The organism is uncultured Brachyspira sp. (genome assembly GCF_944390845.1).
Lineage (GTDB): Bacteria > Spirochaetota > Brachyspiria > Brachyspirales > Brachyspiraceae > Brachyspira > Brachyspira pulli.
Genome location: NZ_CALXRM010000001.1, coordinates 118,173 through 140,179, shown reverse-complemented (window position 1 = coordinate 140,179; position 22,007 = coordinate 118,173). Strand labels below are relative to the sequence as shown.

The following is a 22,007-nucleotide window of genomic DNA, read 5'->3' as shown; positions in this document are numbered from 1 at the left end:
TGTGAAAATATTCTATTGATAATAAAACTGTATTTGTCGATAATAAAAAGCAAATAAAAATTTTACTTTTATATATATGTTTTGATTATAATATATATATCAAAAGATGGAGAAAGTATGAAGAAAATAACTTTATTTGCATTTATTTTTGTACTGTCAGTTAATTTATTAAATGCACAAAATATTACAAAAGACAGTGATTATTCAAAGAATTGGGCTAATTTTATATTTAGAAAAACCATAGATATGAGAGGGGCTTTATATGAAGGAAGACCTGGAGGAGATTTAGAACTAGTTTCAGGAAATAATCCGCTTCATTTAGTAAAAGTTTATAAGTTTATGGGAGCAAGATCTGATACACATTCTTATTATTCTCATCAAGTTCCTATATCTATGTTCTATGACAATGCACCAGCTTTGGGCCTTAATTTAGTAGAAGGCTATTCTATAGAGGGCGGAAAAATTATGAGATATTCTAAATATATAAAGAGTTATCAAGGTAAGTTGGATTCTTGGAAAAAAGCAAATTCAACATTTACTAATGATAGATGGGTAGCTAATGCCGATGCAGATTGGGGCTCTTATCCTGTTCCTCAGCCGGAAGATGTTAACTGGGCTGAAGGCGAATACGCTGGTGAATTATATTAATAAATGCCGTATATTTTTATTGTATTCGTTATATTATTAGTTCTTACTGTTTTATTTTTTATAAACAATAAAAAGATTGTATCTTATGACAATGCTTGGATAAAATTGGTTAGAAATAGAACTGTTAAAGAATCTGATAGAAATTATTTATTTAAAGAAAATGCTGAACTTATTATAGACAGCAAGAAGAAGTTAAATTTTGTTAAAGCAAAATATGATAATATGGCTGTATATAGTAATACGGATTATTTAAATAAGTTTATGTTAGTTTTTTCTGGATATCCTTCTGTAAAAGTAACTTTTATGGAAGGATATATTGTTGAAAATAATAAATTATATTATACTTATGCTTATAAGCCTTCTTATTATGATAAACTCAATAAATGGATGAAACTTAATGGAGTTTTTGAGTCTAAAGAAGTTTGGGTTGCCAAAAAAAATATCAAATGGTCTACATTTCCTTATCCTAATTCTATAGATATAAATTGGGAAAAAAAAGCTATGATAGGTGTATTATCTTAAAATATTTTCTATTAAATGATTAAAATTATTAAATGAATATTACCAATATAAATGATTTTTGGTTATATTAGTTGACTAAAGTATGATATTTGTTATACTTTTTAAAAATATTTTACAAAAATAAGGAGAAAATTATGAGTTTAAACATAGAAGATAAAGGTACAGCTAAAGTTGTTAGTTTAGTAGGTAAATTAGATGTTAATTTATCAGTATCAATAGAAGCTGAATTAGAACAATTAGTAGAATCAGGTTCTCATTATCTTATATTAGAATTATCTGGAATTGAGTATTTAAGTTCTAGCGGAATAAGAGTATTTATTTCTATTATGAGAAAAATTAAAGACAAAAATGGCAGATTGGTATTAGCTTGTGTACCAGATATTATTAAAAAGATATTAAAAACAGTTGAATTAGAAGATTTATTTGAAGTTTATGATTCTGTAGATGATGCAGTAGCTTCATTCTAATTTTTTTTACATTGCTTTTTATTTGTATTTTTTGTATAATACTTATAACATGTATGTGATTTATTTTTTATTAAAAAATTATTTTAAGAGTAAGCAGTATATTTTATGAGATTGAAGTATTATATAAAATTTAAATTATTAATATTAGTTTCTTTTATTCTATTTGCTTGTGCATCAAGCCAAAAGAATGCAGATTCTGTATTCAGCAGCAGACCTTTTTTAAGGGAATATAAAAGATATTCTCTTACATCAGGGGAGGTAAATCCTGCCTTAGATGCAGTAATAGATAGAGAAGGTAATTGGGTATATTATACTAGAGAAAATGCAGGAAATACAGATATTTTTGCAATAGATTCATATACTTTAGAAACATTTAGATTAACAAGAAGTCCTGGTATAGATACATCAGTTTCTATTGATGATAAATCTAAATATATAGTTTTTTCTTCGACTAGAGATGATGCTTTTGGTGATATATATTTATATAAATTAGTTAATCTTGTAGGTTTAAGGACTTCAAAAAAGAATTTAGAAAATTTAGAACAAAGTATTATAAGACTTACTGATTATAAAGGCTATGATGTTGATCCTGTAATATCTCATAGGGGCAATGTTGTAGCTTTTGTTTCAGATAGAGAAAATGGTATAAAAAAACTCTTCGGTATGAGAGTTAATGGAAAAAATGTTACAAAATTAGCTGATATAGAAGCTAGTTCTCCGGCATTTTCATTTGATGATACAAAAATAGCATTTATAACTTCAAAAATAGGTGAGCCTTATTCTCAATTAGCAATATTAAATTTAATTCCTAATACAAATGAGCAAACAAATTTAACTATACTTACAGATACAGAAACATTTAAATTTAATCCTACTTTTTATAATGATGATACAATTATATATTTTGAGATAGAAAAAGATTCAGATAGAGACGGAAATTTAACTTATTATGATAAAAGACGTTTGATGTCATATTCTTTAACAACACATCAATATTATGTTTTAGCAGAAGATACTCAATTAACAACTTTTAATGTAGCTTATCCTTCAGCTTTGGTTGGAGCTTATGTTGTTAGTGAAAGCGGAACAAGTATAGTAACTATGGGTTCTACAAAAGAGTATTTTATCAAAGATGATAATTCTCAAAGTATGTATAATAGTTTTGTTGAACTTCCATATAATAGAAAAGTTGATGTAATAGATAGATTTGCTGAGTATTTTCCTTTTTCTGAAGATCAAAATAATGTGGCAAAAGCATATTTTAATATAATGGTTTCGTCTTATACTAATAAAAATTTAGATGAATATAATAATGCTAAAAATACATTAATTAGAGAATATCCAGAAACTTTTTCAGGATTTATAACTTCAAAAATAGATGATGAATTTGATACCAACAATAATTGGTTTGATACAAAGATTTATACAAATGAATATTTTGTAACGAATGCTAATTTGGATATTACAAATACTTTAGCTTGGTCTGGTTACATATCAGCAAATAATAAATATAAAGCCAATAAAAATAATGAAGATACACTTGCTATTCTTGATAATATTATAAATTTAAATATTGACAAAAATTTATATTTATTAATAGCCAAATTGTATGCTCATTCTGTGGAAGATAATGGCTACAAATATCCTCAAGACGATGACCTTTACAATAATCCTTATAGAAGAAAAGATTTGTTATTTTCTGATAGATTAGAAATAGCTAAAGATTTTATGAAGGATTCAAAACTTTCTTATGATTCTATATTAACTAATTCGCATCCTTATGCCCCATTGGCTGTAGCTACAAGACTTATATATTTAGATGGTTTAATTCTTTCAAGAAACTATGAAGATGCTACTAATTTGTTCCAGCCTTATGTTGAATCTAAGAATGATATAATGCTTGCATTAGGTTACTATGCAAATGCGAAAGTTCTTTTAGCTCAAAAAGATGACGGAGCTTATGCATTATTTAAAAATGCTTTAACTTCAGGCGGAAAGAATTTTGAATCTACTTATGAGGCAGCAGATTCTAAAGATAAATTAGCACAATATTATAAGTCATTGGCTGATGAAGCATATAATGGCGGAAGATATGCAGTTGCTTATGATAACTATAATGAGGTATTGAAATATAATCCTAACGATTCAACTTCTTCTACAAGAGTTATAGAAAGCGGACTTAGAGCATATAGTACAATAGATTCTCTTGAAAAAACTATATTAGATAGAGAAAAAAATATTTTAAGTACAAGATATTCAGATCATGAGGCACATGCAGAACTTGCTAATGCTTATTATTATTTGGCAAATAGATATTATGGTATGGCTATATCCAAACAGTATAGTAAAGAGCGTTATGTTATAAGTGACAAAAAAAGAGAAGATGGTTTCTATTTGTATTTGAATAAATCTTTTGATGCTATAGTTAATAAAGCTGTATCTTATATTGATTTTGCTATATTCTTATATCCGGATAATGAGGATTATTATATAAAAAAAGCTGAGATGTTAACATTTGCTCAGGCTCTAAAAATGCAGGTGCTTCAAAATGAGAAAACTTATAGAAGTGTAATAGAATTAGTACCTGCTTATAAAGATAATGCAATTACAAATGATAAATATCTTGGTTATAATATGTTAGCTTTCCAAAATGCTAATTTAGATTCAGATATTATAGATTCCTTGATAATGGCAAAAAGTAAAGTAAAAACTAAGCCTAATGTAGTTTCTATAATGCTTGCTAATTCTTATTTGATTAATGGAAGATATTCAGATGCCGTTATGGAATACAAAGAAGCTGAAAGTTTATTAAATCAAGTAGGAAGCGATAAAAGTAAAGCTTGGTACCATTTCTTTTATGGTTATTCTCTTTGGATGAACAATGATGTTAATGGTGCTTATAAAGAGTATGAAACAGCAAGAAAATTATTTGAAAAATTGGGTGATAAAGAATCTATATATAAAATAGTTGGTTATACTTCAGTTGCTGCCATAGAACAGGAAGATTATGAGAAAGCTATAGAATCACTTCTTGAAAGAGATAAGCTTACAAAAGATGATGTTAATAAAAATGAACTTAATCAGCTTTTACTTGCAGCATGTTATTTAAAATTAGAAGATTATAATAATGCTTTAGCTTATTGTGATAGTGTAAAAGCTAAAATTGATAGTTTGGATTCTTCAGTTTATACTCCTAATTATGTTAGTATAACTTTATATGGTGCTAATATTAATGTTGTGAACTTAGGTCTTGCATCTTTTGGAGGATATATACCTGGTGAGCCTTTGAATGTTGATAAACAGCAAATGTTATATTCTATATATCAGGAATTATATGAAAAAATGGGAAGATATTCTGAAGCTAGAGAAGCATTATCTTCTTATAAAAATTATATTGTTCAAGATAAACCTAAAAAATCAATTCAACCTTTGATGTTGGCTACATATTATAACAATGAGGGATATTTATATTATAGACAAGGTGATCAATCTAATTCTATTATGTCATTTAAAACTTCTATAAATGAATATAAGAAAACTTTAGATGAGAAAACACTTGCTAATAATCCTAGTCTTCAGTACCAAAATGCTGAAAATGATGCTAAAAACTATTTAAGTTTATCATCTCTTTATTTAAGATATTTGTCAGAAAATGATTTAACTTCATTAAAAAGAGAATTTTTTATAGAGTTATTTAATACAACAAAAACATTAGAAATATTATCTACAAATAATTCTGTAAGCACTAAAGATAGATTATTATTATATTCACATATAGCAGCGTTCCAATATATAATGGCATTCAAACTTACAGCAGATAATAGCATAAACTATAGAAAGAAAAGCAGTGATGATCCTACTGATATGACAGAGTATGATATAAATGTTCAAAGACTTTCAATGCTTAAAGATGCTATTGACAGATATAAATATATTCTTTCATCAAATTCTAATTTCCCAGTTGATTTAAAAACTGAAATTATTATAAGATATAATTTAGCTAAGGCCTATGAACTTGCAGGTTATATAGAGGAAGCAGCAAGAGAATATATGTCAGCATTCTCAAAGGCACAGGTATCTGCTTTTGCTGTTGAAGAAATAGCTATACTTACTACTTTGATTGATTTTAGTACTAAATATAGAGAAAGATATCCAGATAGTTTGGATTATCCTGTTCAATATGTATTTAGAATACTTCAAAGAATCAGAGAAAGTGTATTTATGATAACTTTTGTTGAAGATAATAACTTTATTTTAAGACAAGCCAAATATAAAGTTATAGAATTCTTAAAAGATAAATATCCGGATGCCAGTCTTAATATACTTGCAATGTTTGATGCTATTGATATGAGAAGAAAGTTTTTGGATAGAAGACTTTATACATTAGGTGAAAATAATTATTATCTTAGAGAATATTATAAGCTTTATGAAAATGCTATGTATGCTTATCAAAGATATTTAACAGCAGTTGCTACTCCTTATGACAGTAAAACAGAAGCAGCTATGCTTAAAGAAATTGCTAATTATGAAAAAGAAGCTATAAAAAAATTCTCTAATACACCAATAGAGCCTATAGTTATATGTGATGTTAAACCTCAAGATATTGATAAATCTATGCGTTCAGATGAAACTTTGATTTGGGATACATACTTAGGATATAGATTTGTAAGACAAAATGGTAAAACTTCATTCCATATTCAAAGTAATGCTATGCCTAAAACTAAGAACTATGTTACACATATAGGATTTAGACCTCTTGCTTTAAGTAATAAAAATGTATTTGTAAGAGAATTATACGATTCTACTGAATATATGCTTCCAGCAAAAACTGCATATATAGATACAAAATTAATTTCTTTCTTTAGAACAAGCAGAAATGCTGAAAAAGAAATTAATAGTATGAGTATGGCTAGCAACACTAATTCTACTAATACAGTTTATAGCTATAATACAAATAATAATGATAATAATTTTGAAGATTATTCAATTTATAATAGAAATAATTTATATATGAATGTAGCTTATAATCCTGAAGAAACTAATTCTATGTCTTCAAATGAAATGTCTACAAATACATCTTCAACTAACAGAAGAAGAAGGAGAGGTAATTTTAGATTTATAGAATTAAAAGATATTCCTACAAATTCTTATGTACCTTTAGTAGTAGATATAACAGGTGCTGAAGCTTCCGATATATCTAATGTAATGAAAAAGAATCTTTATATAGTTTATGCTGATAAAGAAACATTTGATAAGAACAGAAGAGTATTAAGAAATATTAATAATATAGCATTAGTTGTAGGAAACAGTAACAGAGAATCAAGAATTATGTTCTACACTAATTATTTTAGAAAGTTATCTACTAATTCATTGGAAGAAACAATGAAAGGATATGATAATAATTTATTTACTATATACGGAAAACCAGATTATAGTATGTCTTCATTATCCAATGCTGCATATCAATTTAAAACTAGACTTTATAATTCTTATTCAAGCAGTAAAAATCCGACTATAACAATGATGTCTAATGTCATAGCTTATTCTCAAAGCGATAATGAAAAGATGTTAAATTATGCAAGAATTGTTGAAGACAGATATGCAGTAAGAGATACAAACACTGCTTATTTATTTTCTGAAGAAGGTTATAAATTCTTTGCTAATTCTTATAGTAATATAAGCGATTCTAATGCATATAAATTTATAAAATCAATGCTTCCAGTTTATAGAAGAATGGGAGAAGAAGGTGCTGTAAAAGGTGCTAATAGAGCATTGCATTTTATGTATTTGTATACTAACAATAATTATGATTTGATAGATGAGTATTTTACTCCTAGAACTTTATCAAGATTCTTAAAGGCTAAAGATGATCCTAAAGAATCTGTAAGATATTTAAATTATATAGCTAATAGAGTTGATGGCGAAAATAAAGATAAAATTTTGGAAGTAGCTGTTCTTTATGATTTGATATATGCTAAAACTCCTATTGATACAGTTACTAATTTCTTGAATAGAATGCCAAATACAAATGAAGTATTAACAGTTGCTAATACTATATTGGATAAATCTGTAACTAATGAAAATGATATATTCTTGACAATGAATTATATTTATGGAAATCAATATATCTTTGAGGCAGATACAGTATCTTCATTTGCTGATAGATTCTATTCACTATATAAAACAAATTCAGCATATATATATGGATTACTTAATAAAATAAGAGTACCAGAAAGCAATTTCGATAAAAACATAGCCAATGCTTATGAGATATTCTCTAATGAAAGCACAAATACAATGTTTATATTCTATGCTTATGAGAATGAAAAATATGTTGCTTATAGTTATGTTGTAGGGGATTCTGAAGTAAAAAAATCAAGTTTGATTGATATGCAGAAATTAAGCGGATATTTAGAAAGCTTTACAAATGTTTCTAAAGCAAGAGATAGAAGAAATGCTTTAAAATCTATTGAGAGCGGAATGCTTTCTTCTGATATTATTAAAGATGCACAAAGAGTGGAAAGAATATATATAACAGGTTCTTATGCTAACTTATTTACAGTTCCTTTTGCTTATTTACCAGCATTCCAAAATAATGATGTTGTAAAAATTAGAGAACTTGAATATTCACCTAGTAAAATATTGAATGTTGGTAAGCCTAGCATAAAAGTAATAGGAGATACTAATTTCTATACTTCATTAGAAAGTTTGGCTATTAAGTCTTTAGATAGTTATAAAACTGATATACCTTTAACACATTATATTGGAATTGATACAAACAGAAATAAACCTTTTGAAGATGTAGATATTTTCTTATCTCCTGCAAGAAATGCTGATATATTTAGATACTTGAGAGCTAGATCAGATACTAAACTAATGTTTACATATACAACTAATAGTTCAGGCGACTATTATACAGTTATGAAATATTTATATGAGAATTTTGATGATGGTATTATAAACGCTTATAGATTTATAAAGAGTAATAGGGTTCCTATAAACGCTATTAATCCTAATGACAGAAATACCCTTTATATGGCTAACTATGCTTTATTTGACTATATATTGCCTGGTATACCTAAATATAATGATGAAATTGATAAATAATATTTACTTTATTCTAGAAATTTTAGTTTTTTAGTAAAAAATATTTACTTTTTCTTGACATTTATTTACAATATACTATAATATAAGTATAGCTAATTAATAAGGGGGCATTTATGAAAAAGATATTTGTTGTTGTTATTACTATTTTTATACTACAGATACAAACAGTATTTGCAGATTTTAATGCTGGAATAGGTTTATATATACCTTTAGGAGCATCTATTTCTCAAAGCTATCAGGATTATAAATTGGGCGTGAATAATAATGATGGTAAATTAACTACAGGTGCAGCTTTTGAATGGGGTATAGGTATTACACCAGGTATATACAATGGTTTTGATAATTATATGGGTTTTTCTTTATCATTAGACATAGCTTATCATAGAGATGTTTATGCATATAATGAAAGCAAACTTGCTGGAAGTACTGGTCAGTATCAGAATGTTAAAACAACATACTATTTTGATACTTTAAATATAGGTATATTGCCTAAATTCAATATAAAAAGCTTTTTTATAGGAGTTGGTGCCGGAGTAAAAATACCATTGGCTGGCGGAGAATCAACAAAGAATTATAATGAAACTTATGCTCAGTTCGAAAATGCTAATAATTATTATACTTTACAAGATATTAAAAATAAATATAAGATGTTGGCAATTCCTTATGTAAAACTTACATTAGACTATTTATTCTATTTCAGTGATGAAACAGCTTTGGGTATAGGTGCTTATGTAGGTTATGATTTTGGACCTGGTGTTGTTAATGATGCTAGATTTACAAAAAATGATTTTGGTGCTGTTGATGTAGGCGGACAAGTTAGTTTATACTTTGTAGATAATTAATTCGTATAATTTTCATATATCACTCATAAAATAGGCTTTCTTTAATAAAGGGGCCTATTTTTTGTATTTACATAATTTTAATCATTTCTCTCACTTATCATAATTCAGTTTACATAATTTTTTGCTATTGTTTTTTTTTTGCTATCCGAAAATCATTTTAGTATTATGTAAACAAACGGGGTAGTTTAATGATTAAAGCTGTAATATTAGGTTTTGTACAGGCAATAACCGAATTCCTGCCAGTATCTAGTTCTGGTCATTTAAGAATAGTTGAATATTTTCTTAATTTTCATGCTGAAAATATATTGTCATTTGAAGTAGCTTTGCATTTCGGTACTTTTTTAGCTACTTGTTTGATATTTCATAAAGATATTATTAAAGCAATAACAGGCTTTTTTACAGGGTTAAAAGATTTCAAAAATTCAAGTCAGAATAATGAAGGTTTCAGAATTTCATTAATGGTAATAATTGCTTCTATACCAGTAGCAATAGTAGGACTTTTTTTAGAAAAATATTTAAGTAATTTGGAAATACAAAGAATAGGACTTAATTTAGTTATAACAGGTTCTATACTTTTATTGACTAGGAAGTTTGATAAAAATACTTATAGCAATGATTCTAAAGACATTTTTACAATGACATATTATAACGCTTTTGTCATAGGATTGGCTCAGGCAATTGCTGTTTTTCCTGGTATTTCAAGATCTGGTATGACTATAAGTATAGCTTTATTTTTGGGATTGAATAGAGATTTAGCAGGAAGATTTTCATTCTTAATATCATTGCCTGCTATATTTGGTGCACTTCTTTTATCAATAAAAGATCTTGCTGATTTTAATCTAACTTATGCCTTAGTTGGATTTATAACAGCATTTGTATTTGGTATTATAGCACTTAAATTTTTAATGGTGTTTTTGAAGAAAGGTAAATTATTTTACTTTGGTTTCTACTGTATGATAGTAGGAGCTGCAGTAGTAGTATATTTTATGACATTATGAGTATTGGAGTTTTGTTATGTTTGGATTATTTAAAAGAAAATTAGCAATACAAAAAAGAGCTCAAGAGAGAAAAATTCACAAGAAAGAAGATAAACAAAATAAACAGGATAATGAATATTTTGATGACTATTATGAAGAAACTTATGAGAATAGAAATATATTCTTTGATGTAGTTGGATTTTTATGTATTTTGTTTTCTGGAATTTTACTTCTTTCATATTTAAGTATGAATATGGAAGATTTAAACTCAGGCAGAGAAATAACAAATCTTCTTGGAATATTTGGGGCATACATTTCTACTTACTCATTTTTAGCATTTGGTTTTGCTTCTTATATTATACCAGCATTTTTTATGTATGCAGGTGTTAATATTATATTAAAAAATTCAGCTGATAAAATATTAATATCTTCTGTATCATCATCTATTTTGATGATATTGTTTAGTATATTATTAAATATATTTTTAGGCAGTTTAGAATTTTATAATAAAGGCGGAATGGTAGGAGAGTTTATAGGAGGCTCTTTAGTATCATTATTTGGTAAAACAGGTGCTATTATGATAGTTATATCAGCACTTTTAATTACAACTATAATATTTACAAAAGTTTCTATAATGGATTTGGTTCATTATTTTAGAGATATGGTAAGAAGTGTTGATTTAGAAAAAATAAAAGATATAGAGAAAAAAGTTGTTAATGGAATAAAAGATTTAGAAATTAAAAATATGAAAAATACTTCAAATATTTCTGAAAGTACTGCAAGTGAAAAAACATATACAAAAGATTATTTACCTTTATTTACTACAAAAGAAGTTTCAGAATTAGAATTAAAAACTATACCTTTTATAGAAAAAGTTGGTGATAATAATAAATATGGTTTCGATGAAAAAACTTACAGAGAGACTTTAGCTAAAAAAAATAATGTTATGGATAGTTTCTTTAAGAAAAATGAATCAGAAAATAAAAATTTAGATACTATCATAGAAAATTTAAAAAATAGCAGTTTTAACGGAATAAATATAAATACAATGGAAAATAAAGAAGAGGATTTAGGATTGACTTTAGCTGAAGTTGTATTTGGAAAGGATAAAGCTAATAGAACTTCCCATATTTACCAAAGCAGTATGGAAATGGAAGATCAATATTACAGAGATTATTATAATGATTTTATAAATAATAAAAAAAAAAATGAAGATGTAGAATCAAATGTTTTTGAGGCTCTTGATTATGGTATTAATTATTTAAGAAAATCAGATTTTAAAAGAGCTGCTTATGATGATTCTGTAAATAACTATGCAAAATATAATGTTGGAGAACAGTACGTTAAAGCAAAAAATAGTGAAAATGATAATGAAGATTTAATGTTGAATTATGATAATTATAGACATTATAATGGTTATGAAAATCATGAAGAAGATGAATATATAGAAAATGAAAATAATTTAATGCCAGATGAATATATTCAAAAAGAAGAAGATAGTTTTGAGAAGCTTCAAAGGTTAGTAGAAGAAAATAAAGAAATTAAAAGAAATCAAGAAATTGAACAGGAAGAATATAATAAGAATATAGATAATGTAATAGAAACTATAAATAAAGCTAGCAATGCTGATTCTATAAATAATAATTATCATATAGAAGAAAAAGAATATGTTTCTACTGCATCTATAAATAAACCAGCATATTCTTCTAATAATAAAAATAAAAAAGAAGCTTTTGAATTTGGTATGGGATATGCATCAAAAAGAGCATATAACAGAGAGGATCATATACCTACTTATAATCATAATAATGATAATGAAATTGACAGAAGAATAGATGAATTTGATTTAGATGAGGAAGAACTTTATAACACTAATAATAATGATATAGAAGATGTTAGATTAAAAACAAGAACACCAATAAGAGAAATTGATTATGTAGAAGATTATAACAATGATGATAATATGTATGATGAATATTTATCAACTTCTAATAATAATTTAATAGAGCATAATAAATTAGCAAATAATGTTAATAATAATATTCCAGCAGAACAACAGCATTATAATAATAAAGAAGCTGAAAAAATAGAAGAAGATAATATTACATCAGAACCTATTCATAATGAAGAATCATCAGGTTTTATAAATATGGAATCACAAAAAAGTGTTGATACATTAGATAAACCTAAAAAAGTTATAATTGGAACTAAAAGCATTAAGAATACAGACAGCGAATGCATACAATCAAATTTTGATACAAAGTATGTTGATAAACATTATAAGCATCCGCCTTTTGATTTATTAAATAGATCTATACCAGTAAATGACAGTGCTATGATGGAATCAATCAAGCAAACAGCTATGCAGCTTGAAAATACTTTATTAGATTTTAATATTGAAGCAAAAGTTACAGGAGTATCAAGAGGTCCAGTTATTACAAGATATGAACTAGAAATAGCATCTGGAATAAGAGTTTCTAAAATATCTAATCTTACAGATAATATTGCTTTGGCTTTAGCTTCTGAAAGTGTAAGGATAATTGCTCCTATACCTGGACGTTCTGTTATAGGAATAGAGATACCTAATAAAGTAAGGAATGCAGTTTATTTAAGAGATGTATTAGAAAGTATAGATTTCAGACAATCAAAACTTGATATACCATTTGTACTTGGAAAAGGTATTTACGGAAATAATGTTGTATCTGATATGTCAGAAGCTCCTCACTTATTGGTTGCTGGTACTACTGGTTCCGGTAAAAGTGTTTGTTTATCTACAATAATACTTTCACTTTTATATAAGTTTAGACCAGATGAACTCAAATTTATATTCGTTGATAAAAAGAGAGTAGAGCTTTCTATATATAATGGAATACCTCATTTGATGTCACCTGTAGTTTCTGATGAAAAGAAAGCTACTATAGTATTAAGATATATTGTAGACATAATGGAAAAAAGATATGAGAGAATGGAAAGATTCTTCGTTAGAAATGTTAAAACTTATAATGAGAAAGTAAGACAATTACTTAAAGAAGGCGAAACAGAATTTAACGGAGAACCTTTAGAGTTATTCCCATATATAGTTCTTGTAATAGACGAGCTTCATAACTTAATGGTTGTTGCTTCAAAAGAGGTAGAAGATTTAATATCTCGTTTGGCTGGTATGAGTAGGGCAGTTGGTATACACTTGATTATAGCTACACAAAGACCTTCTGCTGATGTTGTTACGGGAGTTATAAAAGCTAATCTTCCAACAAGAATAGCATTCCAAGTACCTAACAAAACTAACTCAAGAATTATAATAGATATGTCAGGTGCTGAACAATTATTAGGTAAAGGAGATGCATTGTTCTGTGCTTCTGGAAGTCAAATGCCGGATAGAGTACAAGGAGCTTTTGTTTCTGATAATGAAGTTAAAAAGGTTGTTGATTATTTGTCAGGTCAAATGTCTCCTATGTTTGATGAGAGCTTGATTGCTGCTTTAGAGGGTAGTGATGCAGATGATAAAAATACTGATGAAGAAGATATACTTGATGAGGAGCTTTGGGAGGATGCAGTTCAATTGGTTGCTAGAACAGGTAAAGCAAGTGCATCATTCTTACAACGCCGTTTAAAAATAGGTTATAACAGAGCTGCTAGAATAGTAGAGATAATGGAGCGTCAGGGAATAGTTGGACCAGAAAACGGCAGTAAGCCTAGAGAGGTTTTAATAACTTTAGATGAATAAATAAATTAGAAGCTATCAAATATTTATATACATGTTTATACCTATCTACAAAAAAGACAGGAGAGTTAATAGAATTAATTCTTCTGTCTTTTGTTTTTTATAGTAATTTATATTTTGTATTTTATAGCTATTCTCCAAAAATAATAACAATATAAAAAATAATTTTGATAAAATTAAAAAAAATTAAGTTTCTCAACTGATGCTCTTTATATAAATTTTATCTACTTTTTTGTTACACATGCTATGCGAACTTCTTCAAAGTAGCAAAAAACGCAATTACTATAACTTTATATTAAAAATATACATATAGAATATAACCTAAATTGATACTAAAAATGCAGTTGTTCGAGAAGCGTATTCGAGCCTGTTGAGGATATAGGTTCTTTTATACCAATACTTACAGTACTTCCTTCGGTCGTAAAAAGAAGTGGGGCTTGCGTAAGCACGCAGAGCGGTGGGCAAAGCCCTGCAGATATTTTAAATTTAAAAAAAATTATTTATGACAAAGTATATTTATTTAGGTATATACTAAAATAAGATTAGATATATAGAATTATATTTTTATAGTGCTGGAGAATGATATCCTTTATAATTACCATCAGGGTGATGCATACATTTTGAAGAAGTTAATTGTTTTAGAGTTTTGTATTTGTTACCGCAGTATTTGCATGTATATTCATCTTTTTCGCTTCCTTCATAAAGTTTATGCTTTCCTTTATAATTACCATCAGGGTGACGCATACAGTTTTGAGATGTTAATGTTTTTACAGAATTAAATTTATTTCCGCAATATTCACAGTAAAAATTCTCATTTGTTTTTGGTGTTAAACTTACAGTGAAGCATAAAAATATTAAAGTAATTATATATAATTTTCTCATTTTTTATCATCCGAAAGTAAATCTTTATATTTAGAATCTTTAAACTCTATATATGGTTTGGAGCTTAACATATGAATTGCAGTTATAAGAGAGTAGCTTATCCATGCCTTTTTTTCTGTAGGTTTTGATGATGAAGATTCATTTTTTTTAAGAAGTTCATTTAAAGATTCTGATATATCATCAATATGTTCTTCAAAAAAATCTTCACATTCATCACAAGTGTCCATAGTTGCTTGACCTTGTACTTCTTCTATTTCCTTACCGCACCAAACACATTTTACAGACATTTATTTACCTCTATTATTTTTTATTTATTGTTATTAAACGGTACTATTATACAAAAATATTTAACTTTGTAAAGATATAAAATGATAATATTTTTAATATTATGTTTACTATAATATTGATTATTGATGAATAATGTATTTATATAGTTAAGAAAAATTGTATTTATTATTAAATGAGTTCCAATCTATTATATCATAATTTTTATATACTCTTTTTATTTCGTCTCTTACTTCCATTAAAGCAAAACCTAATAAGTTTTCACCCTGCCAGAAGAAAGGATTTTCTATATTTTCATTATCATATTTCATTTTTATTCCCCATACTTTATCATAAGGGCTTGCTTCAACCAATACTTTGTTTTTTGTATTTAATAAGAAATTTCTTAAATCATTATTTTGTGAAAATTTATAATAGTTTCCTTTAAGTATTATAGTGTATTTTACTTTATCCCATATTTCATCTTTAAAATTGCTTACTTTTCTTCCTAATTCTTTTATAGCTTTAGGCTGATTATTATTTAGAATTTCTTCAGCTATTTTTTTATCATCAAACAACAAAGCCTTATTGTACATCATATACTTTTCCATACAGTTAAATGTTAAATTATTCTCTTTAAAATCTTTAATATACCATTGGCTTAATGAAGATTTTGTTATTTCATTTTTATCATTAGTATGTCCGTAGAAAAATAAAAAATCTATTTTCTTTCCTTTGTTGAAATCTGTTTTTAATTTACTTAAAGAATATTTTTGTTTTCCTTCTTCGTTCCAATATTCAATTTTATAATCATTGTTTGAAAATACATTCTCATTAATAAAATTATTATTATAAAATCCTTTGTATATAATTGGTTCTTCAAAAAGATTTTTATATTCTTCTTTATCATCACTTGATAATTGATTAAAATAGTTATTAAAAATTTTATTATAAGAATTGTTGTTAATAAACCAAATAGGGGGGATAATATTTTGCATAATGAAATCCGTATTAATATTTTTCATTATACTAAAATAAATACCTTTTGTCAAAATAATTGAATATTTATTCTACTTGTAATATAATGAATTTATGTTTTTTATTATTTTTATAATTATATTGTTTCTATTGTCTGGAATATTGCATATTGTACAAAACAGTATTAAGGACAATGGTATAAATAAAAAAATAATTTGTTATATTAAACGTATATTGTTTATATTAGCTTTAGTAAACACATTTATACTACTAATTAGTTTTGTACTCTTAATTGTATTATCAGGTGAGTAATATAGAATTATTTTATACTAAGTTATCATAATAAATTTTTAATATAATTACATCTAATAAAAATAATTGACTTTTTTTTATAGTATGTTATTATACTATAAACCGATTATATTGGTAAACTTTTCCATAATAGCAAAATGATCTTAGTTATTCTATTTTTAGAATACATAAAAGACGTTGTTACTTAAATTAAGTAATCAAAGCATTATGATTTTTATAATACTAATGTTTTTAATATATGAAATTTATGGATAGGGTGCCGTAGTCGGTACTCTATTTTTATTTTAAAGGATATGATTATGTCATTACCAGTTATGAAAGACCTTTTAGAGGCAGGCGTACATTTTGGACACCCAACTAGAAAATGGGACCCAAGAATGAAACCATTTATTTTCCAAGAGAGAAATGATATCTATATCATTGACCTTATGAAAACTTTAACTTATGTTAAAAAAGCTTATGATGCTGTTAAAGAAATGGCCAGAAACGGCGGAAATGTTCTTTTCGTTGGAACTAAAAAACAAGCTTCACAAAGCATCAAAGAAGCAGCTGAAAAATGTGATATGTACTACGTTAATAACCGTTGGTTAGGCGGTATGCTTACAAATTTCGCTACTATTAAAAAAAGTATTGCTAGACTTAAAAGAATAGAAAAAGAAGAAGTTGATGGTACTTTTGATAAATTACCTAAAAAAGAAGTTATTCTTCTTTTGAAAGAAAAAGAAAGATTAGAGAAAAACTTTGCTGGTATTAAAGATATGGAAAATTTACCAGATATGCTTTTTGTAATAGACCCAATGCAAGAGGCTATAGCAGTAAGTGAAGCTAGAAAATTAGGAATACCAGTTGTAGCAGTTGTAGATACAAACTGTAACCCAGAAGTTATTGATCACCCAATACCTGGTAACGATGATGCTATAAGAGCTATAAGCTTATTCGCTGGTGTTGTTGCTTCTGCTGTTATAGAAGGTCAAAACGAAGCAGGTAAAGAAACATTATCTAAACATGATTCTTCTAGCGATGTTCCAGAAGAAGAAGTTTATGACAACAGTGCTACAGAAGCTGCTGAAGCTGTTGCTGAAAAATATGGTGTTTCTCAAGAAGATGATGAATAATTTGATTAGCTAATAAATAAAATAATATATAAGGATAATTTTAATGGCAAATATTAATATGGATGTAATTAAAGAGCTTAGAGAACGTACAGGCGTAGGTATTATGGACTGTAAAAAAGCTCTTCAAGAAACAGATGGTGATATGGATAAGGCTATCCGCCTTCTTAAAGAAAAAGGTGCAGCTGTTGCAGCTAAAAAGAATGAACGTACAGTTAAAGAAGGTTCTATAGGTTTTTGTGTTAATGATGAGAAAAATAAACTTGCTTGTGTAGAACTTCAATGTGAAACTGACTTCGTTGCTAAAAATGAATTATTTGTAAATTTAGCAAAAGTTATTTCTTCTGTAGCTATGGGATTTGATGAAGTTTCAGTTGATGATCTTTTAAATGCTAAAGGCCCTAATGGTGATACTATTCAAGGTATGATCAATGAAGGTATACAAAAATGGGGTGAAAAAACAGTTCTTGCTGAAGCTAAAATTATGAAAACTGATGGCTTCTTCGGCACTTATGCTCACTTCAATAACAAACTTGTTGCTATTGTTGAATTTGATGTTAAACCACAAGGTAAATGTCAAGAAATAGCAGATCAAATAGCTATGCATGTTGCTAGTGAAAAACCTTTAGCTTTAAACAGAGAAGGTATAGATCCTGAAGCTGTAAAAGAACAAAGAGAAATATTTGAAAAACAAGTTAGAGAAGCTGGCAAACCAGAAAATATGGTAGAAAAAATTGTTGAAGGTAAAATGGGTGCTTGGTACTCTGAGTCTGTTCTTATAGACCAAAAATTATTTACTGACAACAAAATATCTATTAAAAGTTTAATAGATGAGGTTTCTAAAGAAGCAGGTTCTACTGCAACTATTAAAAACTTCGTAATTGTTTCATTAGGTTTATAATTAAATAATTACTGAAAATAAAAATTAAGCGGATTGTCATTTTGGCAGTCCGCTTTTTTATGCTCGTTATAAAATAATTATATAATAATAAAATATATTAAAATTTATAATATATAGGATAATTTCCGCCTGAACCTCCAACTATTTTCCAAGATGTTATCATAAGATATCTTGTGGGTTTGTAATTACCATAATCTTTATATTTATAATCAGGAAAATCCATATATATTTCTCTAGTATCAGGGGCATAACTTCCGTCTTCTCTTTGGTGTAATCCATAAATTACTTTCCTTAGTTCAGAAGTTTCTATTATTTTAGGAGTACCTGTATCATCTACTATAGCTTCTATAAATAAATACTCTATTGTTGAAGCACCATTATTAATACCTACATAAGGCATAATCAAAATATTATCTGTTTTATTGATACTTGCAGGAGGACCAAACATAAAACTTGTTCCTTCAAAATCCCTTATTTGATTAAATGTTTCATTGAATTTGCTGTCATAAGCATTTGTATAATTATTTACATCAAAAACATCTTCGTTTCCGTCGTTATTGTTGTTATTGCCGTTTGAAGAGCTGTCATTTGGATTTGATACATTATTATTACATGATATTATGAATAATAAACTCAATATTATAATCATTAATTTTTTTAACATTCTTTACTCCTATTCATCTTTTTTTAAATATACTAAAACAGAATATTCTTTAAGATTTTCTTTGTCAGTAAATCTGTAGCCTTTAAATGCTCTAGGCTTTACTTTGAAAGTTAATCTTTTATAGTCTGCTGGATTCATCCATTCTAATATTTCATCTTTGCTAACATTATCTTCTACAAGAAAATCTCCTATAAATTCATAATCATATCTTGGATAATAATAAGGCATAACAAGGTTAGGTCTCATAACAGATTCATTTAAAGCTGATATTGTATCTTTTTTCAGCTGTTCTTTATCATAATTTTCAAATTCACTTAATCCAATATATCCATAATCACTATTAGTATAGCAATTTAATGTATCATTATAAACTAGCTTAAACATAGTACTATAATTTCCAGCATTTTTTACCATATATTTTGAGAACTGTAATTCTGTATATAGCCCTAAATATAATTCGTTTACTTCTCCGCTGCTTTCATTAGTTAATGATACCAAATAAGTTTTTAGATAATCGCCTAAATCTTCTTTTCTGTATTCTGTTAATGCAGTATCTCTTACATTAACTCCTTTATATGAAACCCTTATATAGTCAATTTCATCTCTTACTCTTTCATCATTGAATGTTATAGGGATTTCATATACTGTTTTTCCGGTTTCAGACTGTACGCTTTTGAATGATGTAAGATTTCCAGATACTCTGCTATTTAAATAATATGTAACAGGTATTAATATCTCTACTTCTGACGGATCAAATTTTGAGGTTATATTACCGTTATCATTTCCTCCGTTATTTGAAGTAGGGTCTGTTGTTTTTTTATTGCAGGAAAATACAAATATAAGCAATAAAAGCGTTAAAAAAATAGGTTTGTAAAGTCTTTTCATAACTTAACTCCGTATAATATTTTATAATAAAGCAAAGAGTGCTTTCTTATCATTTTAAAAAATAAAAGTTTTGGAATACAATATGAAAATGTATTTATATTATCATAATATTTTTTTATTGATAAATTTTTTATGAATGTATTATTTGTGAAAAGTATTAATATATTATTGCTTGATGCTTGATGCTTGATGCTTGATGCATATTTTTATCCAATCATTAAATACTAATAATTATGATAGTATATATTTTTTTATTATTTATGTCAAATGATATTTTTATATTAATAATAAAAAAGGTTATGACAAAAATCATAACCTTTTTTAATAGAGTATAATAAATGAGTTATTAGTTCATTAATCGCTGAATGATATAACACCTTCAATAATAGCCTCAAATCTTTCAGGTTCAATGATCATTACTGTATCATCTACTTTCAAGTTAGGAGCGAAATCACCTATACTTATTAAGAAAGAGTGGGCACTCTTGTACTGTCTTGCATATTCCATAAACTGATCAACAGTATCCTGTCTCATAGGATATCCAGAAGTATCTAAAGCAAATGTACTCTTATATGACTGACCTTCAGAACCAAATTTCTTAATAGTTACAAAGAATACTAATGTATCAGATTTTTTAGTATGTTCAGTAACTACATATCCATTCAAAGTTAATATTCTGTAGAAATACTTTTCCAAATATTCTATAATATCCATTTCTAATGCAGTTCTAAATGCATTATTGGCAATAATAGAACTATAAGTTTTCAATTTTTGGTCAACATCTAAGTATATATTTCTTATAGATTTTATTATTTCCCATTGTTTAACTGCTGCCTCAAACTGTTTGTTTTTAACTAAAGTTTCAGCATATCTGTATCGCTCATCAACAACTTTTTCATTTGGTATATTTTCTTTAGTTAATACCTGTCCGTAATATTCTTTTGCTTTAGAATAATTTCCAAGTTCATAATATGAATTAGCAAGATTCAATGAAATAGCATCTTTATCTGATACTTCATTACTTTCATAAGCTATTTCTAATTCTTTAATAGCATTTTGGAAGTCTCTGCTTGAAGATAATATTTCACCAAGTAATAAGTGATATTCAGCATTTGTACTATCTAATGCAAGAGCTTTTTCTATTTGCTGCTGAGCTGCATGATAAGAACGAATCTTATAAAAACAGTAAGCTAACATATATAATAATTCAGGATTGCTATCATTTTGTGCAGCTGCTGATGAAAGATATTTTTGTGCTAATACCCATTCACCATATTTATAACAAATTGAACCTGCTTTATATAAAGAATCATAATCTTGATCCCTTATTTTTGTTATCATATCATATTCGTCTATAGCTTTTTTAGTGTTTCCTGTTTGTTCGTATATTTTAGCTAAAAATTCTCTAACATTTAATTCTGTTAATTCTTTAGTAAAATATGCACCGTCTATCATATTTTGAAGTGAAGCCATAGCAAGTATATACTGCTGTTGTTTATAGTACATATTTGCACACATCCACAATATATTAGCATCTTTTTTATATTTAGGGTCTAAGGTATTAATCTCTCTCATAGCTACATCATAATTTTGTTCATTGTAGGCCTGAACGATTTTTTTTAGTTTAATAGGGTATGATCCGCTCTTTATAACATACTGAGTGGCAAAACCTAATAAAACAATTAAAACTAGTATTACAATTAATGAAGCTTCCACAGTTCTTAT

General features: G+C 26.9%; 15 protein-coding genes. 9 read left to right on the top strand and 6 right to left on the bottom strand.

The features are described from left to right. Positions 1-117: 117 nt before the first annotated feature. From Q0K52_RS00450 to Q0K52_RS00420, 7 genes are all read left to right on the top strand, one after another. Positions 118-648: a hypothetical protein gene (locus Q0K52_RS00450; protein WP_297295345.1), complete on the top strand. Its 531-nt coding sequence runs from the start codon at positions 118-120 to the stop codon at positions 646-648. A 3-nt stretch (positions 649-651) separates the two neighbouring features. Next, positions 652-1,170, top strand: coding sequence for a hypothetical protein (locus Q0K52_RS00445; protein WP_297295343.1), 519 nt, complete (start codon positions 652-654; stop codon positions 1,168-1,170). Between the two features lie 134 nt (positions 1,171-1,304). Then, positions 1,305-1,637 (top strand): STAS domain-containing protein, encoded by a 333-nt coding sequence (locus Q0K52_RS00440; RefSeq protein ID WP_297295341.1) that lies wholly within the window; start codon positions 1,305-1,307, stop codon positions 1,635-1,637. 105 nt (positions 1,638-1,742) lie between these two features. Next, positions 1,743-8,744, top strand: coding sequence for an ABC transporter (locus tag Q0K52_RS00435; RefSeq protein WP_297295339.1), 7,002 nt, complete (start codon positions 1,743-1,745; stop codon positions 8,742-8,744). Between the two features lie 113 nt (positions 8,745-8,857). Further along, a complete protein-coding gene (locus Q0K52_RS00430) occupies positions 8,858-9,586 on the top strand; it encodes a hypothetical protein (protein WP_297295337.1) in 729 nt (242 codons plus the stop codon). A gap of 188 nt (positions 9,587-9,774) precedes the next feature. Next, complete coding sequence (locus Q0K52_RS00425) at positions 9,775-10,584, top strand: undecaprenyl-diphosphate phosphatase (protein WP_297295335.1); 810 nt, start codon at positions 9,775-9,777, stop codon at positions 10,582-10,584. A 16-nt stretch (positions 10,585-10,600) separates the two neighbouring features. Then, complete coding sequence (locus tag Q0K52_RS00420) at positions 10,601-14,287, top strand: DNA translocase FtsK (RefSeq protein ID WP_297295333.1); 3,687 nt, start codon at positions 10,601-10,603, stop codon at positions 14,285-14,287. Between the two features lie 561 nt (positions 14,288-14,848). Here Q0K52_RS00420 and Q0K52_RS00415 read toward each other — a convergent pair. The 3 genes from Q0K52_RS00415 to Q0K52_RS00405 all read right to left on the bottom strand — a co-directional run bounded on the left by Q0K52_RS00415 (position 14,849) and on the right by Q0K52_RS00405 (position 16,428). Further along, positions 14,849-15,166, bottom strand: coding sequence for a hypothetical protein (locus tag Q0K52_RS00415; protein ID WP_297295331.1), 318 nt, complete (start codon positions 15,164-15,166; stop codon positions 14,849-14,851). Next, positions 15,163-15,453 carry a hypothetical protein gene (locus Q0K52_RS00410; protein WP_297295329.1) on the bottom strand — a complete coding sequence of 97 codons (291 nt, stop codon included), beginning with the start codon at positions 15,451-15,453 and terminating at the stop codon, positions 15,163-15,165. Before Q0K52_RS00410 ends, Q0K52_RS00415 begins: the two co-directional genes overlap by 4 nt. Positions 15,454-15,600: 147 nt before the next feature. Continuing rightward, on the bottom strand, positions 15,601-16,428 hold the full coding sequence (locus Q0K52_RS00405) for an NADAR family protein (protein ID WP_297295327.1): 828 nt from the start codon (positions 16,426-16,428) through the stop codon (positions 15,601-15,603). A 591-nt stretch (positions 16,429-17,019) separates the two neighbouring features. Here Q0K52_RS00405 and rpsB point away from each other — a divergent pair. Together rpsB and tsf are read left to right on the top strand one after the other, a co-directional pair. Continuing rightward, complete coding sequence (gene rpsB / locus Q0K52_RS00400) at positions 17,020-17,835, top strand: 30S ribosomal protein S2 (RefSeq protein ID WP_297295325.1); 816 nt, start codon at positions 17,020-17,022, stop codon at positions 17,833-17,835. A gap of 43 nt (positions 17,836-17,878) precedes the next feature. After that, positions 17,879-18,733 carry a translation elongation factor Ts gene (tsf, locus tag Q0K52_RS00395; RefSeq protein WP_297295322.1) on the top strand — a complete coding sequence of 285 codons (855 nt, stop codon included), beginning with the start codon at positions 17,879-17,881 and terminating at the stop codon, positions 18,731-18,733. A gap of 97 nt (positions 18,734-18,830) precedes the next feature. Here tsf and Q0K52_RS00390 read toward each other — a convergent pair whose 3' ends face one another. The 3 genes from Q0K52_RS00390 to Q0K52_RS00380 form a co-directional block, all read right to left on the bottom strand. Continuing rightward, entirely contained in the window at positions 18,831-19,397 is a 567-nt protein-coding gene (locus Q0K52_RS00390; protein WP_297295320.1) for a hypothetical protein, read from the bottom strand. Positions 19,398-19,406: 9 nt separating this feature from the next. Continuing rightward, complete coding sequence (locus tag Q0K52_RS00385) at positions 19,407-20,282, bottom strand: hypothetical protein (protein ID WP_297295318.1); 876 nt, start codon at positions 20,280-20,282, stop codon at positions 19,407-19,409. A gap of 354 nt (positions 20,283-20,636) precedes the next feature. Next, positions 20,637-21,998: a tetratricopeptide repeat protein gene (locus Q0K52_RS00380; protein ID WP_297295316.1), complete on the bottom strand. Its 1,362-nt coding sequence runs from the start codon at positions 21,996-21,998 to the stop codon at positions 20,637-20,639. Positions 21,999-22,007 lie beyond the last annotated feature (9 nt).

Coding starts and splice junctions, on each gene's coding strand:
- Q0K52_RS00390 (WP_297295320.1), bottom strand. CDS start 19,397: ATGTTAAAAAAATTAATGATTATAATATTGAGTTTATTATTCATAATA.
- Q0K52_RS00385 (WP_297295318.1), bottom strand. CDS start 20,282: ATGAAAAGACTTTACAAACCTATTTTTTTAACGCTTTTATTGCTTATA.
- Q0K52_RS00450 (WP_297295345.1), top strand. CDS start 118: ATGAAGAAAATAACTTTATTTGCATTTATTTTTGTACTGTCAGTTAAT.
- Q0K52_RS00445 (WP_297295343.1), top strand. CDS start 652: ATGCCGTATATTTTTATTGTATTCGTTATATTATTAGTTCTTACTGTT.
- Q0K52_RS00440 (WP_297295341.1), top strand. CDS start 1,305: ATGAGTTTAAACATAGAAGATAAAGGTACAGCTAAAGTTGTTAGTTTA.
- Q0K52_RS00405 (WP_297295327.1), bottom strand. CDS start 16,428: ATGCAAAATATTATCCCCCCTATTTGGTTTATTAACAACAATTCTTAT.
- Q0K52_RS00435 (WP_297295339.1), top strand. CDS start 1,743: ATGAGATTGAAGTATTATATAAAATTTAAATTATTAATATTAGTTTCT.
- Q0K52_RS00425 (WP_297295335.1), top strand. CDS start 9,775: ATGATTAAAGCTGTAATATTAGGTTTTGTACAGGCAATAACCGAATTC.
- Q0K52_RS00415 (WP_297295331.1), bottom strand. CDS start 15,166: ATGAGAAAATTATATATAATTACTTTAATATTTTTATGCTTCACTGTA.
- Q0K52_RS00410 (WP_297295329.1), bottom strand. CDS start 15,453: ATGTCTGTAAAATGTGTTTGGTGCGGTAAGGAAATAGAAGAAGTACAA.
- Q0K52_RS00430 (WP_297295337.1), top strand. CDS start 8,858: ATGAAAAAGATATTTGTTGTTGTTATTACTATTTTTATACTACAGATA.
- rpsB (WP_297295325.1), top strand. CDS start 17,020: ATGTCATTACCAGTTATGAAAGACCTTTTAGAGGCAGGCGTACATTTT.
- Q0K52_RS00420 (WP_297295333.1), top strand. CDS start 10,601: ATGTTTGGATTATTTAAAAGAAAATTAGCAATACAAAAAAGAGCTCAA.
- tsf (WP_297295322.1), top strand. CDS start 17,879: ATGGCAAATATTAATATGGATGTAATTAAAGAGCTTAGAGAACGTACA.